General features: G+C 72.6%; 6 protein-coding genes. 4 read left to right on the forward strand and 2 right to left on the reverse strand.

The features are described 5' to 3' along the window. Positions 1 to 129 precede the first annotated feature (129 nt). The 4 genes from ACIBNE_RS32220 (at position 130) to ACIBNE_RS32235 (ending at position 15174) form a co-directional block, all read left to right on the forward strand. Positions 130 to 13395, forward strand: coding sequence for a hypothetical protein (locus ACIBNE_RS32220; protein ID WP_399277880.1), 13266 nt, complete (start codon positions 130 to 132; stop codon positions 13393 to 13395). Positions 13396 to 13494: 99 nt separating this feature from the next. Then, positions 13495 to 13755, forward strand: a complete 261-nt coding sequence (locus tag ACIBNE_RS32225; RefSeq protein ID WP_399277882.1) for a CopG family transcriptional regulator — start codon at positions 13495 to 13497, stop codon at positions 13753 to 13755. Further along, a complete protein-coding gene (locus tag ACIBNE_RS32230; protein WP_399277884.1) occupies positions 13752 to 14195 on the forward strand; it encodes a PIN domain-containing protein in 444 nt (147 codons plus the stop codon). The genes ACIBNE_RS32225 and ACIBNE_RS32230 overlap by 4 nt, the downstream gene beginning before the upstream one ends. A gap of 178 nt (positions 14196 to 14373) precedes the next feature. Next, positions 14374 to 15174: a hypothetical protein gene (locus ACIBNE_RS32235; RefSeq protein ID WP_399277886.1), complete on the forward strand. Its 801-nt coding sequence runs from the start codon at positions 14374 to 14376 to the stop codon at positions 15172 to 15174. 43 nt (positions 15175 to 15217) lie between these two features. Here the strand turns inward: ACIBNE_RS32235 and ACIBNE_RS32240 are convergent, their stop codons facing one another. Next, a complete protein-coding gene (locus ACIBNE_RS32240) occupies positions 15218 to 15910 on the reverse strand; it encodes a response regulator (protein WP_399277888.1) in 693 nt (230 codons plus the stop codon). Further along, positions 15907 to 17085, reverse strand: coding sequence for a sensor histidine kinase (locus tag ACIBNE_RS32245; RefSeq protein WP_399277890.1), 1179 nt, complete (start codon positions 17083 to 17085; stop codon positions 15907 to 15909). Before ACIBNE_RS32245 ends, ACIBNE_RS32240 begins: the two co-directional genes overlap by 4 nt. Positions 17086 to 17102 lie beyond the last annotated feature (17 nt).

The following is a 17102-nucleotide window of genomic DNA, read 5'->3' on the forward strand; positions in this document are numbered from 1 at the left end:
ACCGTACTGACGCCATGTCAGATGAACGGGAAACGTGCCCGGCATGGCTTTCTGTCACCGTACGTAGTCGTCGTCCGTGCCCCGGATCCTTCCGTGCGGCGCGGCCGGCTCGCGCGAAGGCAGGAACCGATGGCTCTCGTCCGCCGACTCCACGTCGTGGCCCTGGTGCTGGCGCTGCTCGTCCCGCTGCCCGGCTGGGCCGTGGCGGACGGGGGGCGCGACGGCGCCGCCGTACCCGGCACGGGCAAGTACCCGGTCGACGGGTCCGGCACGCCGCTCGCCTCCGTACGGCCGGGCGAACGGGTGCGCTGGGTGGTGAACCTGCCCGCGCTGCGCCCCGACGACGGACGGCTCGCGGTCACCGACCGCATCGCCGGGCGACTGGCCTACGAGCCGGGGACGCTGACCGCGCCGCCCGGCGCGGACGGGCAGGTCGACGGCGGCAGACTGGAGCTGACGGGCCGCTACCCCGACGGGATCGAGGGCGCGGCCACCGTCGCCGACGCCCCCTTCGAGGGCGGCAGGGCCCGGGTCGAGGTGCGCCCGGCGGACTTCTACGCGGACGGACGCCCCGCGGTCTCGCACGTACGGGGCTGGGGCGCCGTCCGCGTCGACGGCTCCGCGACCGGCACCCTGCTCACCGTGCGCGACGCGGCGGGCCGCCCGATCGAGAGCTTCACGGACCGGGAGGCGCGCGAGGGACTGCTGAGCCTGAGCGGCCTCGGCTACCCGGTCCACGGCGCCCACGACACCTCGACGATCACGGTCACCGCGCAGGGCCGGGGCGCCCGGCTGGTCGTCTCCTTCCACGGCGACTCCCCGCAGGCCGCGTACAGCACGATCGTCGGCGAGCGGGGCGAGGAAGAGGTCCAGGGCAGCGCGGAGGCGGTGCGCGGCGGCGGCGAACGGTTCGAACTGCGCTCGGCGCGGGTGAGGGTGACCGAGCCCGAGCCCGAAAGAGCGCGGGGCGGCGAAGACCGGGGCGGGGAAGGCCGGGGCGGGGACGGTACGGCGGGGGCGACGCCCCCGCCTTCGGCGTCCCCGTCGCCTTCCGCCCCGCCCTCGCCCTCCGCCGCGCCCTCGGCGTCCCCGTCCGGGAGCGCCGCGCCCGTCCCGCCGTCCCGGCGCCCCCTCGTGTCGCGGCCGTCCGGGCGCGCGGCCGTGAGCTGCACGCCCACCGCCGGTTCCACGCACTGCACCCGCTACACCTACAGCGGCGGCAACCAGACGTTCACCGTCCCGCCCGGTGTGACGAGCCTCGTGGCGCGGCTGTGGGGCGGTGGCGGCGGCGGTGTGAAGACCTCGTACTACACCGGACAGCGCGGCGGCGGCGGTGGCGGCTACACGACGGCCACCGTCCCCGTGACGCCGGGACAGCAGCTGACGATCACCTCGGGCCAGGGCGGCCAAATGGACTCCGCCGCCGCCACGTACGGCGGCGGCGGGTCGGGCGGCCCCGGCCGCCCGGACGCGTCCGGCGGCAGCGGCGGCGGCATGAGCGCGATCTGGGACGGCGTCTACGGCTCCACGCCGCTGCTCATCGCGGGCGGCGGCGGAGGCTCGTCGCCCGGCGCCGACACCAACACCCCGTCGGCCGGTGGCGGCGGCGGCGCCTCGGGCGGCCAGGACAACCTGCCCGCGTACTCCGGGCGCGGCGGCACCCAGACCTCCGGCGGCGCCGCGGCCACCACCCTGGGCTGCAACGCGGGCGCGGCCACCGGGGGCGGCAAGTTCCAGGGCGGCAACGGCGGCGGCTCCAGCAACTTCGAGGGCGGCGGCGGGGGTGGCGGCGGCTGGTACGGCGGCGGCGGCGGACGCTGCCAGGTCTCCACGGGCGGCACCGACATCAACGGCATGGGCGGCGGCGGCTCCGGCTACACCGCGTCCGGCACGACGAACCCCAGGACCACGGCGGGCAACAACAGCAGCGCCAACGGCCAGGGCGGATCGGCCGCGGGCACCGGCGACCCGCTCTACCGCTCGGGCATCGGCAGCGGCGGCGGCACCACGAACGGCGGCAACGGCGAGGTCACCATCGAATGGACGGTCAAGGTCGGCCTGTCCATCACCAAGACCCCGGCCTCGGGCACGTACGTCCCCGGCGCGCAGGTCACCTACACCGTGACCGTCAACAACAGCGGCCCGGCCCCCGCGATCGGCGCGGCCGTCCGCGACACGTTCCCGTCCAGCTTCTCGGGAGTGACCTGGACCTGCGCGGCCAGCAGCGGCAGCGCCTGCGGCCAGGCGTCGGGCAGCGGCAACATCGACACCACGGCGGACATCGCGGCGGGCGGCAGGGTCACCTACACCATCACGGGATCGACCGCGCCCGACCGTACGGGCACCCTGGACAACAGCGCGACCGTCACCAGGCCCGCCGCGTCCATCGACGACAACTGCAACACCTCCTGCACGGCCAACTCCACGCTGACCCGCGACCCGCAGGCGAACCTGGAGGTCTCCAAGACCCTGGTCACCTCCCCGGTCGTCCCCGGCCAGACCGTCGAATGGCGGGTGACCGTCAGGAACGCCGGGCCCTCGCGCGCCACCGGCGTCGTGGTGAAGGACCGGATCCCGGCGGGCGTCACCGGCGCCTCGATGTCCGGCGCCTCCAACTGCACGGCCTCGGGCGGGGAGTTCACCTGCGGCGCGGTGGAACTCGCGCCGAACGCGTCCGCGACCTGGACGCTGCGGGGCACCCTCGACCCGTCGGCGACCGGCGCCCCCGAGAACGTCGTGACGGTGAGCGGCGGCCCCGACCCGTCCGGCACCAAGACCGCGACCGCCTCCCCGACCCCGGCGTCCCCGCAGGCCAACCTGACCATCACGAAGGTGCTGGTCACCTCGCCCGTGGTGGCGGGCGAGAAGATCGAGTGGCGGGTCACCGTCTTCAACGCGGGCCCCTCGCGGGCGCGCGACGTCGTCGTACGGGACAAGATCCCGGCGGGCGTCACGGGCGCGACGATGTCCGGCGCCTCCAACTGCACCGCTTCGGGCGGCGAGTTCGTCTGCGCGGCGGTGGAGATCCCCGCGGGCCAGAGCGCCGGCTGGACCCTGACGGGCACCCTCGCCCCGGACGCCACGGTCACCCCGACGAACACGGTCACCGTCTCCGGCGGCCCCGACCCGTCCGGCACGAAGACCGCAGTGGCCAGCCCGACCGCGTCCCCCGAGCGCCGCGCCGCACTGGAGATCACCAAGACCCTCGTCACGTCCCCTGTGGTGCCGGGCGAGCGCATCGAGTGGCGCGTGACGGTCAAGAACAACGGCCCGTCGCTGGCCAGGGACGTCGTCGTGAAGGACAAGGTGCCGGACGGCGTGACGGGCACGACGATGCCCGGCTGCACGCTGGCCTCGGGCACGTACACCTGTGACGCCGTCGAGCTGGCGCCCGGCGCGTCGAAGACGTGGACGCTGAGCGGCACGCTGGACCCGGCCGCGACGACCACGCCGACGAACACGGCGACGGTGACCGGCGGCCCCGACCCCTCCGCCGCGACCCGCACCGCGGTCGCCTCGCCCTCAGCCTCGCCCGAGCCGCGCGCCTCGCTCGAAGTGACGAAGGTGCTGCTGACCAGCCCCGTCGTGCCGGGCGAGAAGGTCGAGTGGCGGGTGACGGTGAAGAACAACGGCCCCTCCCGCGCCCGGAACGTCGTGGTGAAGGACGACGTGCCGGACGGCGTGACCGACACGTCCATGCCCGGCTGCGCGCTCGCCTCCGGCACGTACACCTGCGACGCGGTGGAGCTGGCGCCCGGCGAGTCCCGCTCGTGGACGCTGTCGGGGACCCTGGACCCGGCCGCGAGGACCGCTCCCCAGAACGTCGTCGTGGTGACGGGCGGCCCCGACCCGTCCGTCACCGAGCACCGGGCGACCGCGACCCCCTCGCCGTTCCGGCCCCGCGCCGCCCTGGAGGTCACCAAGGTCCTCCTGACGTCCCCCGTGGTGCCCGGCGAGCGCATCGACTGGCGGGTGACGGTGAAGAACAACGGCCCGTCGCTGGCCAGGGACGTCGTCGTGCGCGACCAGGTCCCGGGCGCCGTGTCCCGCGCCTCCTTCCGCGCCGCCGACGGCACCAACTGCCCGATCACCGAGAACGAGGCGGTCTGCCCCGCGATCGAGCTGGCACCGGGCGAGTCGCAGTCGTACACGCTGAGCGCGATCCTGGACTCCAACGCGACCGTCACGCCGGAGAACACCACGACGGTGACCGGCGGCCCCGACCCCTCCGCCGCGACCCGCACGGCGGTGGCGTCCCCGTCCTCGTCCCCCGAGCCCAGGGCCGCCCTCGAAGTCTCCAAGGTCCTGCTGACCAACCCGGTCGTGGCGGGCAGGCCGATCCAGTGGCGCATCACCATCAAGAACAACGGCCCCTCCAAGGCCAGGGACATCGTCGGGCGCGACCGGGTCCCGTCGAGCGTGACCGACGCCGCGACCTTCGCCGACAGCGACGGCGCGCGCTGCCCGATCACGGACGGCGAGGCGGTCTGCGGCCCGTTCGACCTGGAGGCCGGTGCCACGAAGACGTTCACCCTCCGGGGCATCCTGTCGCCCGACGCGACGGAGACCCCGAGCAACGTCGTGGTGGTGAGCGGCGGCCCCGACCCCTCGGCCTCCGAGCACACGGCCGTCGCGACGCCCACCGCCCCGCTGGAGCGCGAGGCCGAACTGACGCTCTCCAAGGTCCTGCTGACCAGCCCCGCCGTGCCGGGCGAAGAGCTCGAATGGCGGGTGACGGTGCGGAACAACGGCCCGTCCCGCGCCCGTGACGTCGTCATCAGCGACTCCATCCCCAAGGGCGTCTCCAACCCCTCGATGACGGCCGACGCCGACGGCACCCCCTGCCCGATCGCGAACGGGGTCGCCACCTGCCCGGCGATCGAACTGGGCGTGCGCGAGTCCGCCACGTACACCTTCGTCGCCACGCTGGACGAGGACGCCACCGAGACCCCGACGAACGTCGCCTCCGTGAGCGGCGGCCCCGACCCGGCCGGCACGAAGACGGCGACCGCGGTGCCGAGCGAGCCCCCGTACGGCGAGGCGAGCCTGGAGGTCTCCAAGGTCCTGCTGACCAACCCGGTGGTGCCGGGCGAGCGGATCGAGTGGCGGGTGACGGTGAAGAACAACGGCCCGTCCCGCGCCCGTGACGTCGTCGTCAAGGACACCGTCCCCGCGGGCGTGATCGGCGCGACGATGATCGACGACCGCAACGGCGTGCCGTGCCGCGTCACGAACGGCACCGCCACCTGCCCCGCCGTCGAGATCCCGGTCGGCGAGTCCCGCAGCTTCACGCTGGGCGGCAAGTTCGCCCAGGACGCGACGGAAGTGCCGGAGAACACCGCCACCGTGACCGGCGGCCCCGACCCGTCCGTCTCCGAGCACACGGCCGTGGCCACCCCGACGACGACCATCACCCCCAGGGCCCGCCTGGAGGTCGCCAAGACCCTGCTGACCTCGCCGGTCGTGCCGGGACAGCAGGTGCAGTGGAAGGTCACCGTCAAGAACAACGGCCCCTCCAAGGCCAGGAACGTGGTCGTGCGCGACCGGATCCCGGAGGGCCTGGACCCCGCGCGGTTCGTGTCCGAGACGGACGACGAACTCTGCCCGATCACGGACGGCGAGGCGGTCTGCCCGGCCTTCGAGCTCGCGGTCGGCGAGGCCAAGTCCTTCGTCCTCACCGGCGTGCTCGACCCGGACGCGACCTCGGCGCCCGAGAACGTGGCCGTCGTGACGGGCGGCCCCGACCCGAGCGCGAGCGAGCACAGGGCGACCGCGTCGCCCTCCCCCGCCGAACCGCGCGCCTCGCTGGTGGTGACGAAGACGCTGGAGACGTCGCCCGTGGTGCCGGGTGAGGCTGTGCAGTGGCGGGTGACGGTGAAGAACAACGGCCCGTCGCGGGCCCGTGACGTGGTGGTGAAGGACCAGGTGCCGGACGGCGTGACGGACACGTCGATGCCCGGCTGCACGCTGGCCTCGGGCACGTACACCTGCCAGACCACGGAGATCGGCGCGGGCACCTCGCAGTCCTGGGTCCTCTCGGGCACGCTGGACCCGTCGGCGACGTCCGCCCCGGAGAACGTGGTCACGGTGACCGGTGGTCCTGACCCGAGCGCGAGCGAGCACAAGGCGACGGCGTCCCCCTCGCCCGCCGAGCCGCGCGCGGCCCTGGAGATCACGAAGGTGCTGGTCACGTCCCCGGTGGTGCCGGGTGAACGGATCGAGTGGCGGGTGACCGTGAAGAACAACGGTCCGTCGCGGGCGCGTGACGTGGTGGTGCGGGACGAGGTGCCTGCGGGTGTGACGGGTACGTCGATGCCGGGCTGTGCGCTGGCTTCGGGTACGTACACCTGTGACGCGGTGGAGTTGGCGCCGGGTGCGTCCCGGTCGTGGACGTTGAGCGGCACGTTGGCGTCGGACGCGACGGTCACGCCGGAGAACACGGCGACGGTGACGGGCGGTCCCGATCCGTCGGCGGCCACGCGTACGGCGGTGGCCTCGCCGTCGTCGTCGCCGGAGCCGCGTGCGGCGCTTGTGGTGACGAAGGTGCTGCTGACGTCCCCGGTGGTGCCGGGTGAGGTTGTGCAGTGGCGGGTGACGGTGAAGAACAACGGTCCGTCCCGCGCCCGTGATGTCGTGGTGAAGGACGATGTGCCGGACGGTGTGACCGACACGTCGATGCCGGGCTGCACGCTCGCCTCGGGGACGTACACCTGTGATGCGGTGGAGATCGAGCCGGGCGCTTCCCGTAGTTGGACGTTGAGCGGGACGTTGGACGCGGATGCGACGTCCGCTCCGGAGAACGTGGTGACCGTGACGGGCGGCCCGGACCCGAGTGCGAGTGAGCACAAGGCGACGGCGTCGCCTTCGACGGCCGAGCCGCGTGCGGAACTTGAGGTGACGAAGACGTTGCTGACCAGTCCGGTGGTGCCGGGTGAGGCTGTGCAGTGGCGGGTGACGGTGAAGAACAATGGTCCGTCGCGGGCGCGGAACGTCGTGGTGAAGGACGATGTGCCGGATGGTGTGACTGGTACGTCGATGCCTGGTTGTGCGTTGGCTTCGGGTACGTACACCTGTGATGCGGTGGAGATCGAGGCGGGTGCGTCGCGGTCGTGGACGTTGAGCGGGACGTTGGACGCGGATGCGACGTCGGCTCCGGAGAACGTGGTGACCGTGACGGGCGGCCCCGATCCGAGTGCGAGTGAGCACAAGGCGACGGCGTCTCCTTCGACGGCCGAGCCGCGTGCGGCGCTTGAGGTGACGAAGGTGCTGCTGACGTCTCCGGTGGTGCCGGGCGAGAAGGTCGAGTGGCGGGTGACGGTGAAGAACAACGGTCCGTCGCGGGCGCGGAACGTCGTGGTGAAGGACGACGTGCCGGACGGTGTGACCGGTACGACGATGCCGGGCTGCACGCTCGCCTCCGGTACGTACACCTGTGACGCCGTGGAGATCGAGGCGGGTGCGTCGCGGTCGTGGACGTTGAGCGGGACGCTGGATGCGGACGCGACTTCGGCTCCGGAGAACGTGGTGACCGTCACCGGTGGTCCGGATCCGAGTGCGAGTGAGCACAAGGCGACGGCGTCGCCCTCCACCGTCGAGCCGCGTGCCTCGTTGGAGATCACGAAGGTGCTGGTCACCTCGCCGGTCGTGCCGGGTCAGGAGATCGAGTGGCGGGTGACCGTGAAGAACAACGGTCCTTCTCGTGCCCGGAACGTCGTTGTGCGGGACGAGGTCCCGGCCGGTGTGACCGGTACGACGATGCCGGGCTGCACGCTCGCCTCCGGTACGTACACCTGTGATGCGGTGGAGTTGACGCCGGGCGCGTCCCGGTCGTGGACGTTGAGCGGCACGTTGGCGTCGGACGCGACGGTCACGCCGGAGAACACGGCGACGGTGACCGGTGGTCCCGATCCGTCGGCGGCCACGCGTACGGCGGTGGCCTCGCCGTCGTCGTCGCCGGAGCCGCGTGCGGCGCTTGTGGTGACGAAGGTGCTGCTGACCAGCCCGGTGGTGCCGGGCGAGAAGGCCGAGTGGCGGGTGACCGTGAAGAACAACGGCCCCTCCCGCGCCCGGAACGTCGTGGTGAAGGACGACGTGCCGGACGGCGTGACCGACACGTCCATGCCGGGCTGCACGCTCGCCTCCGGTACGTACACCTGTGACGCGGTGGAGATCGAGCCGGGTGCTTCTCGTAGTTGGACGTTGAGTGGGACGTTGGACGCGGATGCGACGTCGGCTCCGGAGAACGTGGTGACCGTGACCGGTGGCCCTGACCCGAGTGCGAGCGAGCACAAGGCGACGGCATCCCCCTCGACCGCAGCCCCCCGCGCGGCACTTGAGGTCACGAAGACCCTGGTGACGTCTCCGGTGGTGCCGGGCGAGAAGGTCGAGTGGCGGGTGACGGTGAAGAACAACGGTCCGTCGCGGGCGCGGAACGTCGTGGTGAAGGACGACGTGCCGGACGGTGTGACCGGTACGACGATGCCGGGCTGCACGCTCGCCTCCGGTACGTACACCTGTGACGCCGTGGAGATCGAGGCGGGTGCGTCGCGGTCGTGGACGTTGAGCGGGACGCTGGACGCGGACGCGACTTCGGCTCCGGAGAACGTGGTGACGGTGACGGGTGGTCCGGATCCGAGTGCGAGTGAGCACAAGGCGACGGCGTCGCCCTCCACCGTCGAGCCGCGTGCCTCGTTGGAGATCACGAAGGTTCTGGTCACCTCGCCGGTTGTTCCGGGTCAGGAGATCGAGTGGCGGGTGACGGTGAAGAACAACGGTCCTTCCCGTGCTCGGAACGTCGTCGTGCGGGACGAGGTCCCGGATGGTGTGACCGGTACGACGATGCCTGGTTGCACGCTCGCCTCCGGTACGTACACCTGTGATGCCGTGGAGTTGGCGCCGGGTGCGTCCCGGTCCTGGACGCTGACGGGCACGCTGGCGTCCGACGCGACGGTCACCCCGACGAACACGGCGACGGTGACCGGTGGTCCTGACCCGTCGGCGGCCACGCGTACGGCGGTGGCGTCCCCGTCCTCCTCCCCGGAGCAGCGGGCCCGGCTTGAGGTCTCCAAGACGTTGCTGACCAGCCCGGTGGTGCCGGGCGAGAAGGTCGAGTGGCGGGTGACCGTGAAGAACAACGGTCCGTCCCGCGCCCGTGATGTCGTGGTCAAGGACGATGTGCCGGACGGTGTGACGGGTACGTCGATGCCGGGCTGTGCGTTGGCTTCGGGTACGTACACCTGTGACGCGGTGGAGATCGAGCCGGGCGCTTCCCGTAGCTGGACGTTGAGCGGGACGCTGGACGCGGACGCGACGTCGGCTCCGGAGAACGTGGTGACCGTGACGGGTGGTCCGGATCCGAGTGCGAGTGAGCACAAGGCGACGGCATCCCCCTCAACCGCTTCTCCTCGTGCCGCGCTTGAGATCTCCAAGACGCTCGTCACGTCTCCGGTTGTTCCCGGTCAGACGATCGAGTGGCGGGTGACGGTGAAGAACAACGGTCCTTCCCGTGCCCGGAACGTCGTCGTCAAGGACAAGGTCCCGAGCGGTGTGACCGACACATCGATGCCGGGCTGCACGCTCACCTCGGGCACGTACACCTGCGCTCCCGTGGAGCTGGCCCCCGGTGCCTCCCGCACCTGGACGCTGAGCGGCACGCTCGACCCCGACGCGACCGCCACGCCCGCCAACACCGCGACGGTGAGCGGCGGGCCCGACCCCTCGGCCGCCACGCGCACCGCCGTCGCCTCCCCCTCGGCCTCGCCCGAGGCGCGTGCCGCGCTGGAGATCACCAAGACCCTCGTGACCTCGCCGGTTGTCCCCGGCCAGACGATCGAGTGGCGGGTGACCGTGAAGAACAACGGTCCTTCCCGTGCCCGGAACGTCGTCGTGCGGGACGAGGTCCCGGCCGGTGTGACCGGTACGACGATGCCCGGTTGCACGCTCGCCTCCGGCACGTACACCTGTGACGCCGTCGAACTCGCCCCTGGCGCCTCCAAGTCCTGGACGCTGCGCGGCACGTTGGCATCGGACGCGACCGTCACGCCGACGAACACGGCGACGGTGACGGGTGGCCCGGACCCCTCGGCCGCCACGCGTACGGCGGTCGCCTCGCCTTCCTCCTCGCCGGAGCCGCGTGCGGCGCTTGTGGTGACGAAGGTGCTGCTGACCAGCCCGGTGGTGCCGGGTGAGACCGTGCAGTGGCGGGTGACCGTGAAGAACAACGGTCCCTCCCGCGCCCGTGATGTCGTCGTCAAGGACGATGTGCCGGATGGTGTGACCGACACGTCGATGCCGGGCTGCACGCTCGCCTCGGGGACGTACACCTGTGATGCGGTGGAGATCGAGCCGGGTGCTTCTCGTAGTTGGACGTTGAGTGGGACGTTGGACGCGGATGCGACGTCGGCTCCGGAGAACGTGGTGACGGTGACGGGTGGTCCGGATCCGAGTGCGAGTGAGCACAAGGCGACGGCATCCCCCTCAACCGCTTCTCCGCGTGCCGCGCTTGAGATCTCCAAGACGCTCGTCACGTCGCCGGTTGTCCCCGGTCAGACGATCGAGTGGCGCGTGACGGTCAAGAACAACGGTCCTTCCCGTGCCCGGAACGTCGTCGTCAAGGACAAGGTCCCGAGCGGTGTCACCGACACGTCCATGCCGGGCTGCACCCTGGCCTCGGGCACGTACACCTGCGCTCCCGTGGAGCTGGCCCCCGGTGCCTCCCGCACCTGGACGCTGAGCGGCACGCTCGACCCCGACGCGACCGCCACGCCCGCCAACACCGCGACGGTGAGCGGCGGGCCCGACCCCTCGGCCGCCACGCGCACCGCCGTCGCCTCCCCCTCGGCCTCGCCGGAGCCGCGTGCCGCGCTTGAGGTGACGAAGGTGCTGGTGACCAGCCCCGTCGTGCCGGGTGAGAAGGTCCAGTGGCGGGTGACCGTGAAGAACAACGGCCCCTCCCGCGCCCGGAACGTCGTCGTGCGGGACGAGGTCCCGGATGGTGTGACCGACACGTCGATGCCCGGTTGCACGCTCGCCTCCGGCACGTACACCTGTGACGCGGTGGAGATCGCGCCCGGTGCCTCGCGCACCTGGACGCTGAGCGGCACGCTCGACTCGGGCGCGAAGGACGCGCCGGAGAACGTGGTGACGGTGACCGGCGGGCCCGACCCGTCCGCGTCCGTGCACACGGCGGTGGCGAGCCCGACCGGTTCGCCGGTGTACCGCACGTCGGTGACGGTCTCCAAGGTGCTCGTCACCTCGCCCGTACTGCCGGGCCGGACGATCCAGTGGCGGGTGACGGTCCGCAACGACGGGCCCTCCGACGCCGCCCGGATCAGCCTCGTCGACGAGGTGCCGGCCGGGGTGAGCGACCCGACGATGACCGGCGCGAGCGACTGCGAGCTGCGCGACGGCGCGTTCCACTGCACGGCCGGCCCGCTGAAGCCCGGCGCGACCTTCGTCTGGACGCTCTCCGGCACCCTCGCGGCCGACGCGAAGGAGGCGCCGCAGAACGTCGTCACCGTACGGGAGGGCACCGGAACGGACGGGCCGAGCAAGGACGCCACCGCCCCGCCCGTACCGGCGCAGCGCCTGGAGATGGCGAAGAAGGCCGACCACACGGCGACCGGCGCGACCGGCACGGTCACGTACACGGTCACCGTGAAGAACACCGGCGGCAACGACGCCAAGGGCGTGCGGATCGTCGACGACCTCGCGAACGTCGTCGACGAGGCGACGTACAACGAGGACGCCTCGTCGAACGGCGGCGGCTCCTTCGCGTACGCCGAGCCGAGGCTGACCTGGACCGGTGACGTGCCGCGCGGGAAGACCGTCACGCTGACCTACTCGGTCACGCTCCCCGAGCGGCTGCGCGAGGGCGGCAACCGCACCCTGCGCAACGTCGTGACCAGCGACGCGCCGGGCGCGGACTGCCCGCAGGGCACGGAGACCGCCAAGTGCGTGAGCACGGTGGGCATCAGCAACCCCTGGGTCGTGAAGACGGCGAGCCCGCAGCGGCCCGAGCCGGGCGGGACGGTGACGTACACGCTGACCGTGCGCAACGGCGGCACCGCCGACGCGCTCGGCTACGACCTCACCGACGACCTCGCCGACCTGCTCGACGACGCGGACTGGAACGGCGACGCGACCGCGTCGTCCGGCCCGGCCCCGGTGTACGACGCGGGCGGCAAGACCCTGAAGTGGACGGGCGACGTCCCGGCGGGCGAGACGGTCACGATCACGTACTCGGTGACCGTGCAGCGCCTCCCGGCGGGCAACGCGCGCCTGTCCAACCGCGTCACGTCCACCGAACCGGGCAGCAACTGCCCGCCGGGCGCGCCGGATCCCGACCCGTCGTGCGCCACGGGCACGGAGACGGACGAGGGCGGCAGGCTGCCGAGGCTGCGCATCGAGCACAGCGTGGACAAGCCGGTGGCCAGGCGCGGCGAGCTGGTCTCGTACGTCGCCAGGATCACCAACACGGGTACGGCCCCGGTCGACGAGCCGGTGTACTTCATCGGCCTGGACGACGTGGAGGACGACGCGGTCTTCAACAACGACCTGTCGACGGACTACGGTTCGGCGCGGGTCACGGACCGGGTGACGCGCGCGGTGGCCCCCGTGGCGCCGCACACCTACGAGAAGCTGGTCCGCTGGGAGTCCGACACCCTGGCCCCTGGCCGCACGGCGACGCTCCGCTACACCGCGAACGTGAAGCGGTCGGGGTACGAGAACCTGGTCCTGACCTCGTACTCCTGGACGCCGTTCCACCCGAGCAACTGCCCGACCGACACGCACGAGCGGCCCGAGTGCCTGGCCGTGACGCGGGTCCCGCTGGCGGACTTCACGAAGACGGTGAGCGCGCCGGCGGAACCGAAGCCGGGCGACACGGTGACGTACACGGTCACCGCCCGCAACGGCGGCACCGCGGACTTCGAGGGCGCGGCCTTCGCCGACGACCTGTCGGACGTCCTGGACGACGCGGCGCCGCAGGGCCCGGTCCGCACCACGACGGGCAGCGTACGGCTGACGCCGCCGCACCTGAACTGGACGGGCGACCTGGCGGAGGGCGCGGTGGAGACGATCACGTACGCGTTCCGGATCAAGTCCCGCGACCAGCTGGGCGACCGGCTGCTGAAGAACCGGGTGACGGGCACGGCCCCGGGCACCAACTGCCAGGCGGACGCGCCTTCGAAGGAGTGCGCGGCCCCCGAGCTGAAGATCACGGTGCCCCCGGGCCCGACGCCGCCCCCGTCGCCGTCCCCGTCCCCGCTGCCCCCGACGGGCGGCGGCGACCACACCACGGCCCTGGGCATCGCGGCGGCCCTGGCGGCCCTGCTGGGCCTGGCACTGGTAGCGGCGGCCCGCATCCGCCGCAGGGGGGCGGGACGCCGCCACTGACGACGCGACGCCGTAGTGAGGGCCCCGGTCGAGACCCGACCGGGGCCCTCGGGCGTCGACGCACATGTGTCACTTCGGTACATGGACTAGGCTTGGTACATGTCCATGAAGCGCACCAACGTCTACGCCGACCCCGAGGACCTGGCGATCATCAAGGAGGCGGCCAAGCGGCGCGGGATAAGCGAGGCCGAGATCATCCGCCAGGGGATCCACCTCGCCGCGATGGCGAACCGCGTCTGGGACGAGCCGCTGTTCTCGCGCACCTTCGAGGGCGCGGGACGCACGCCGTCGAAGGCGGAGGTCCGCGACGCGGTCGCCGATGCGGTCCAGCGCGAGACGGACACCGGTACCGCGGCGTGATCATCGTCATCGCCGACACGTCCGGCCTCCTGGCGGCCCTCGACGCGGCCCATCCGGAACACGGAGCGGCGAACGAGGCGATCATGGCCGGCGGGCTCCTGGTCGTGTCCCCGCTTCTGCTGGCGGAACTGGACCACGTCGCCACGCGCGAGCTCGGCAGGGAGGCCGCCCTCAGCGCGGTCGACGACATCCGCCGCTGGATGAGCCGGGGGCGCGTCGTGGTTCCGGAGATCACGGAGGACCACCTGAGCGCCGCCCACGCGGTCCGCCTCCGCTACCGCGGCCTGAACCTCGACCTCGCCGACGCCGTGAACGTGGCCCTGGCCGCCGACTACGACACCGACGCGGTCCTCACCCTCGATCGCAGGGACTTCCGCGCGGTGCGTCCCCTGGGCCGTCACAAGGCGTTCCGGGTGCTGCCCGACGACCTCCCGCTCTGACCCGTACGCATCCCTCCGGCGCACTCGGCGTCGCCCGTTAGGGGGTGAGCGGGGCGGGTGAACGTTTCCGCTGGTTGGGCGGGCGGGGCGGGGCGGTAACGATCACGGCGCCCCGCGCGCTCCGGGGCGCTCCCCGTCCCTCGGGGCGCTCCCCGTCCCCTCCCGGAGGTGGCCGTCCGTGGTCCTCGTCATCGTCGTCGCCGTACTGGCCCTGCTCGCCGGACTGGCCGCCAACCGCTATCTGCGGCCCCGGCTCCTCAGCGAGGACGACGACTCGGGCATGGCGGTGAAGGACCTGGTGGGCCCGCTGCTGACGCTGACGGTGCTGCTGCTGGCGTTCGTGCTGGTCACGGCGACCGGCTCGTACGGCAAGGCGGAGGTCGCCGCGCGGGGCGAGGCCCGCGCGCTCGACCAGCTGGTCGAGGCGGCCGAGTACGCGCCGGAGGCGCAGCGCGGCAGGATCCAGGGCGACGCGGTCTGCTACGCCCGTGCGGTACGGACCCAGGAGTGGCCCGCGATGGCGGACGGCAAGGGCTCGGCGGCCCCCAGCGTCTGGTCGACGGACTTCCGCCGCGTCTTCCACGAGCTGGAGGGCAAGTCGGCGTTCGGCATGCTGATCGCCGCGGACAACAAGCGCTCGGACGAACGCGAGGAGCGCCTGACCCAGGCGACCCCGAACGTCCCCGACACGATCCTCTGGTTCCTGCTCGCGACCCTGACGATCACGGTGATCGCCCTCGCCATCTGCGTACCGCGCAGGAACAACCGGGGCCAGCTGCTGGCACTCGCGGTGATCACCACGCTGCTCACCTCGACGCTGTGCATCATCCGCGACGCGGACCACCCCTTCAAGGGAATGGTCGAGGTGGGCCCGGGAGCCATCACCGAGGTGCAGCGCCAGGCGACCCGCGACTTCCTCACCCACCACAAGGCGACGGAACTCCCCTGCGACGAGGAGGGCAACCGCAGGTCGGTGTGACCACCATGAACGAACGGGTCGAACAGTCGGCGGAACGGCCGTCTCAGCGTGCTCCCAGGCCCCCGTCGGACGCCGACACGACCCCGGACTCGTAGGCCGCGATCACCAGTTGGGCGCGGTCGCGGGCGGCCAGTTTGGACAGCAGGCGGCCGATGTGGGTCTTCACCGTGCCCATGCTCAGGTGCAGAAGCCCTGTGATCTCGTCGTTCGACAGCCCCCGGGCGATCAACTCCAGCACCTCGCGCTCCCGTTCCGTCACCCCTGCCAACGGGGCCGGGGCCGGGGCCGGGGTCGGGGCGGGGCGGCTGGTGAAGTCCTCGATCAGACGGCGGGTCACCGACGGCGCCAGCAGCGAGTCACCCGCGGCGACGACCCGGATCGCGGCCAGTACCTCCGCGGGCGGGGCGTCCTTGAGGAGGAAGCCCGACGCTCCGGCCCGCAGGGCCGCGTAGACGTACTCGTCGAGGTCGAACGTGGTCAGGATCAGTACCCGTACGCCGGCGGTCCCGGGAGAGCCGCAGATCCGCCGGGTCGCCTCGATGCCGTCCATGCCCGGCATCCGGATGTCCATCAGGACCAGGTCCGGCCGGTGCAGGCGGGCCAGTTCGACGGCCTCCGCCCCGTTGCCCGCCTCTCCGACGACCGTGAGGCCGGGTTCGTTCTCGACGAGGATCCGGAAGGAGCCCCGCAGCAACACCTGGTCCTCGACCAGGAGCACCCGGGTGGTGCCGGTCATTCGGTTCTCCTTCCACCGTGCAGGGGAATGCGGGCGGAGACCGCGAAACCCCCCTCGGGACGCGGGCCCGCGTCGAACGTTCCGCCGTACATCGTCGCCCGTTCCCGCATGCCGATCAGCCCGTGTCCGCCGGGCGACATCCGGCCGCCGCCGCGGACACCGTCGTCCGTGACGTCGATCCGCACGCCGCGCGGATCCGCTTCGACCGTCACCCGGCAGCGTGCGGGAGACGCGTGCTTCACCGTGTTGGTGAGGCACTCCTGGACGATCCTGTGCACGGCCAACGAGATTCCGGTGGACAGGCCCCCGTCCGGGATCCGGACCGTCAGGTCGACCGTCACGCCGGCCTGCCGGGCCTGATCGGCCAGCAGCGGGAGGGCGTCCACGCCGGGTGCCGGGGCCAGCGGGGCCCCGGCGGTGTCGGCGCTGTCGGCGCGCAGCGCGCCGAGGGCGCGGCGCATCTCGGTCATGGAGGCCCGGCTGGTCCGCTCGATGACGCGCAGCGCGTCCACGGCCTCTTCGGGGCGCCGCTGCGCGACGTGCGCGGCGACACCCGCCTTCACGGCGATCAGGCTGAGGCTGTGCGACACGACGTCGTGCAACTCGCGTGCGATCCGCAGCCGTTCGTCGACGATGGCGCTCTCCGTGTGGCGGGCGGCGCGGTCCGCTTCCCGGATCCGGCGGGTGCGCACCGCGAAGCCCGTCGCCCAGCCGCCGCCCACGACCAGCCAGACGACGGCGGCGACGCCGACCGCGCCGCGCCAGGTCTCGGCAGGGGTGATTACCGCCTCACCGGTGAGGACGGCGGCTGCCGAGAGGGTGAGTGCGCAGGCCAGTACGGGGACGGAGCGGCGCGGGAGTTCGGTGAGGGCGACCAGGTACAGGGCGAGGCCGACGGCGGCGTACGGCTCGCGCGTGATGTCCAGGAGGGTCGCGGCGACGGCTCCGGCGAGGGCCGCCAGCGCCGCAGGTACGGGCCACCGCCTGCGGGCCGCGACCGGGAGCCCCACCAGCGCGGCCACGAGCACGCCCAGCCAGACCGGTCCGGTGTAGGCGGGTTGGCCGTCGCCGCCGGGCATGCGGGCGAAACCGGTGTACGCGGCGGTGATCAGCAACGCGGCGGCCAGGTCGAGGGCGAGCAGGTGCCCGTCGTGGGGCCGCCGCGGAAGACGCATGATCCGACCGTACATTG

Source organism: Streptomyces sp. NPDC050504 (assembly GCF_044458065.1).
Classification (GTDB): domain Bacteria; phylum Actinomycetota; class Actinomycetes; order Streptomycetales; family Streptomycetaceae; genus Streptomyces.

Excerpts from the sequence above, each read along its gene's own strand:
- ACIBNE_RS32220 (WP_399277880.1), top strand. The coding sequence starts at position 130 with ATGGCTCTCGTCCGCCGACTCCACGTCGTGGCCCTGGTGCTGGCGCTG.
- ACIBNE_RS32225 (WP_399277882.1), top strand. The coding sequence starts at position 13,495 with ATGTCCATGAAGCGCACCAACGTCTACGCCGACCCCGAGGACCTGGCG.
- ACIBNE_RS32240 (WP_399277888.1), bottom strand. The coding sequence starts at position 15,910 with ATGACCGGCACCACCCGGGTGCTCCTGGTCGAGGACCAGGTGTTGCTG.
- ACIBNE_RS32245 (WP_399277890.1), bottom strand. The coding sequence starts at position 17,085 with ATGCGTCTTCCGCGGCGGCCCCACGACGGGCACCTGCTCGCCCTCGAC.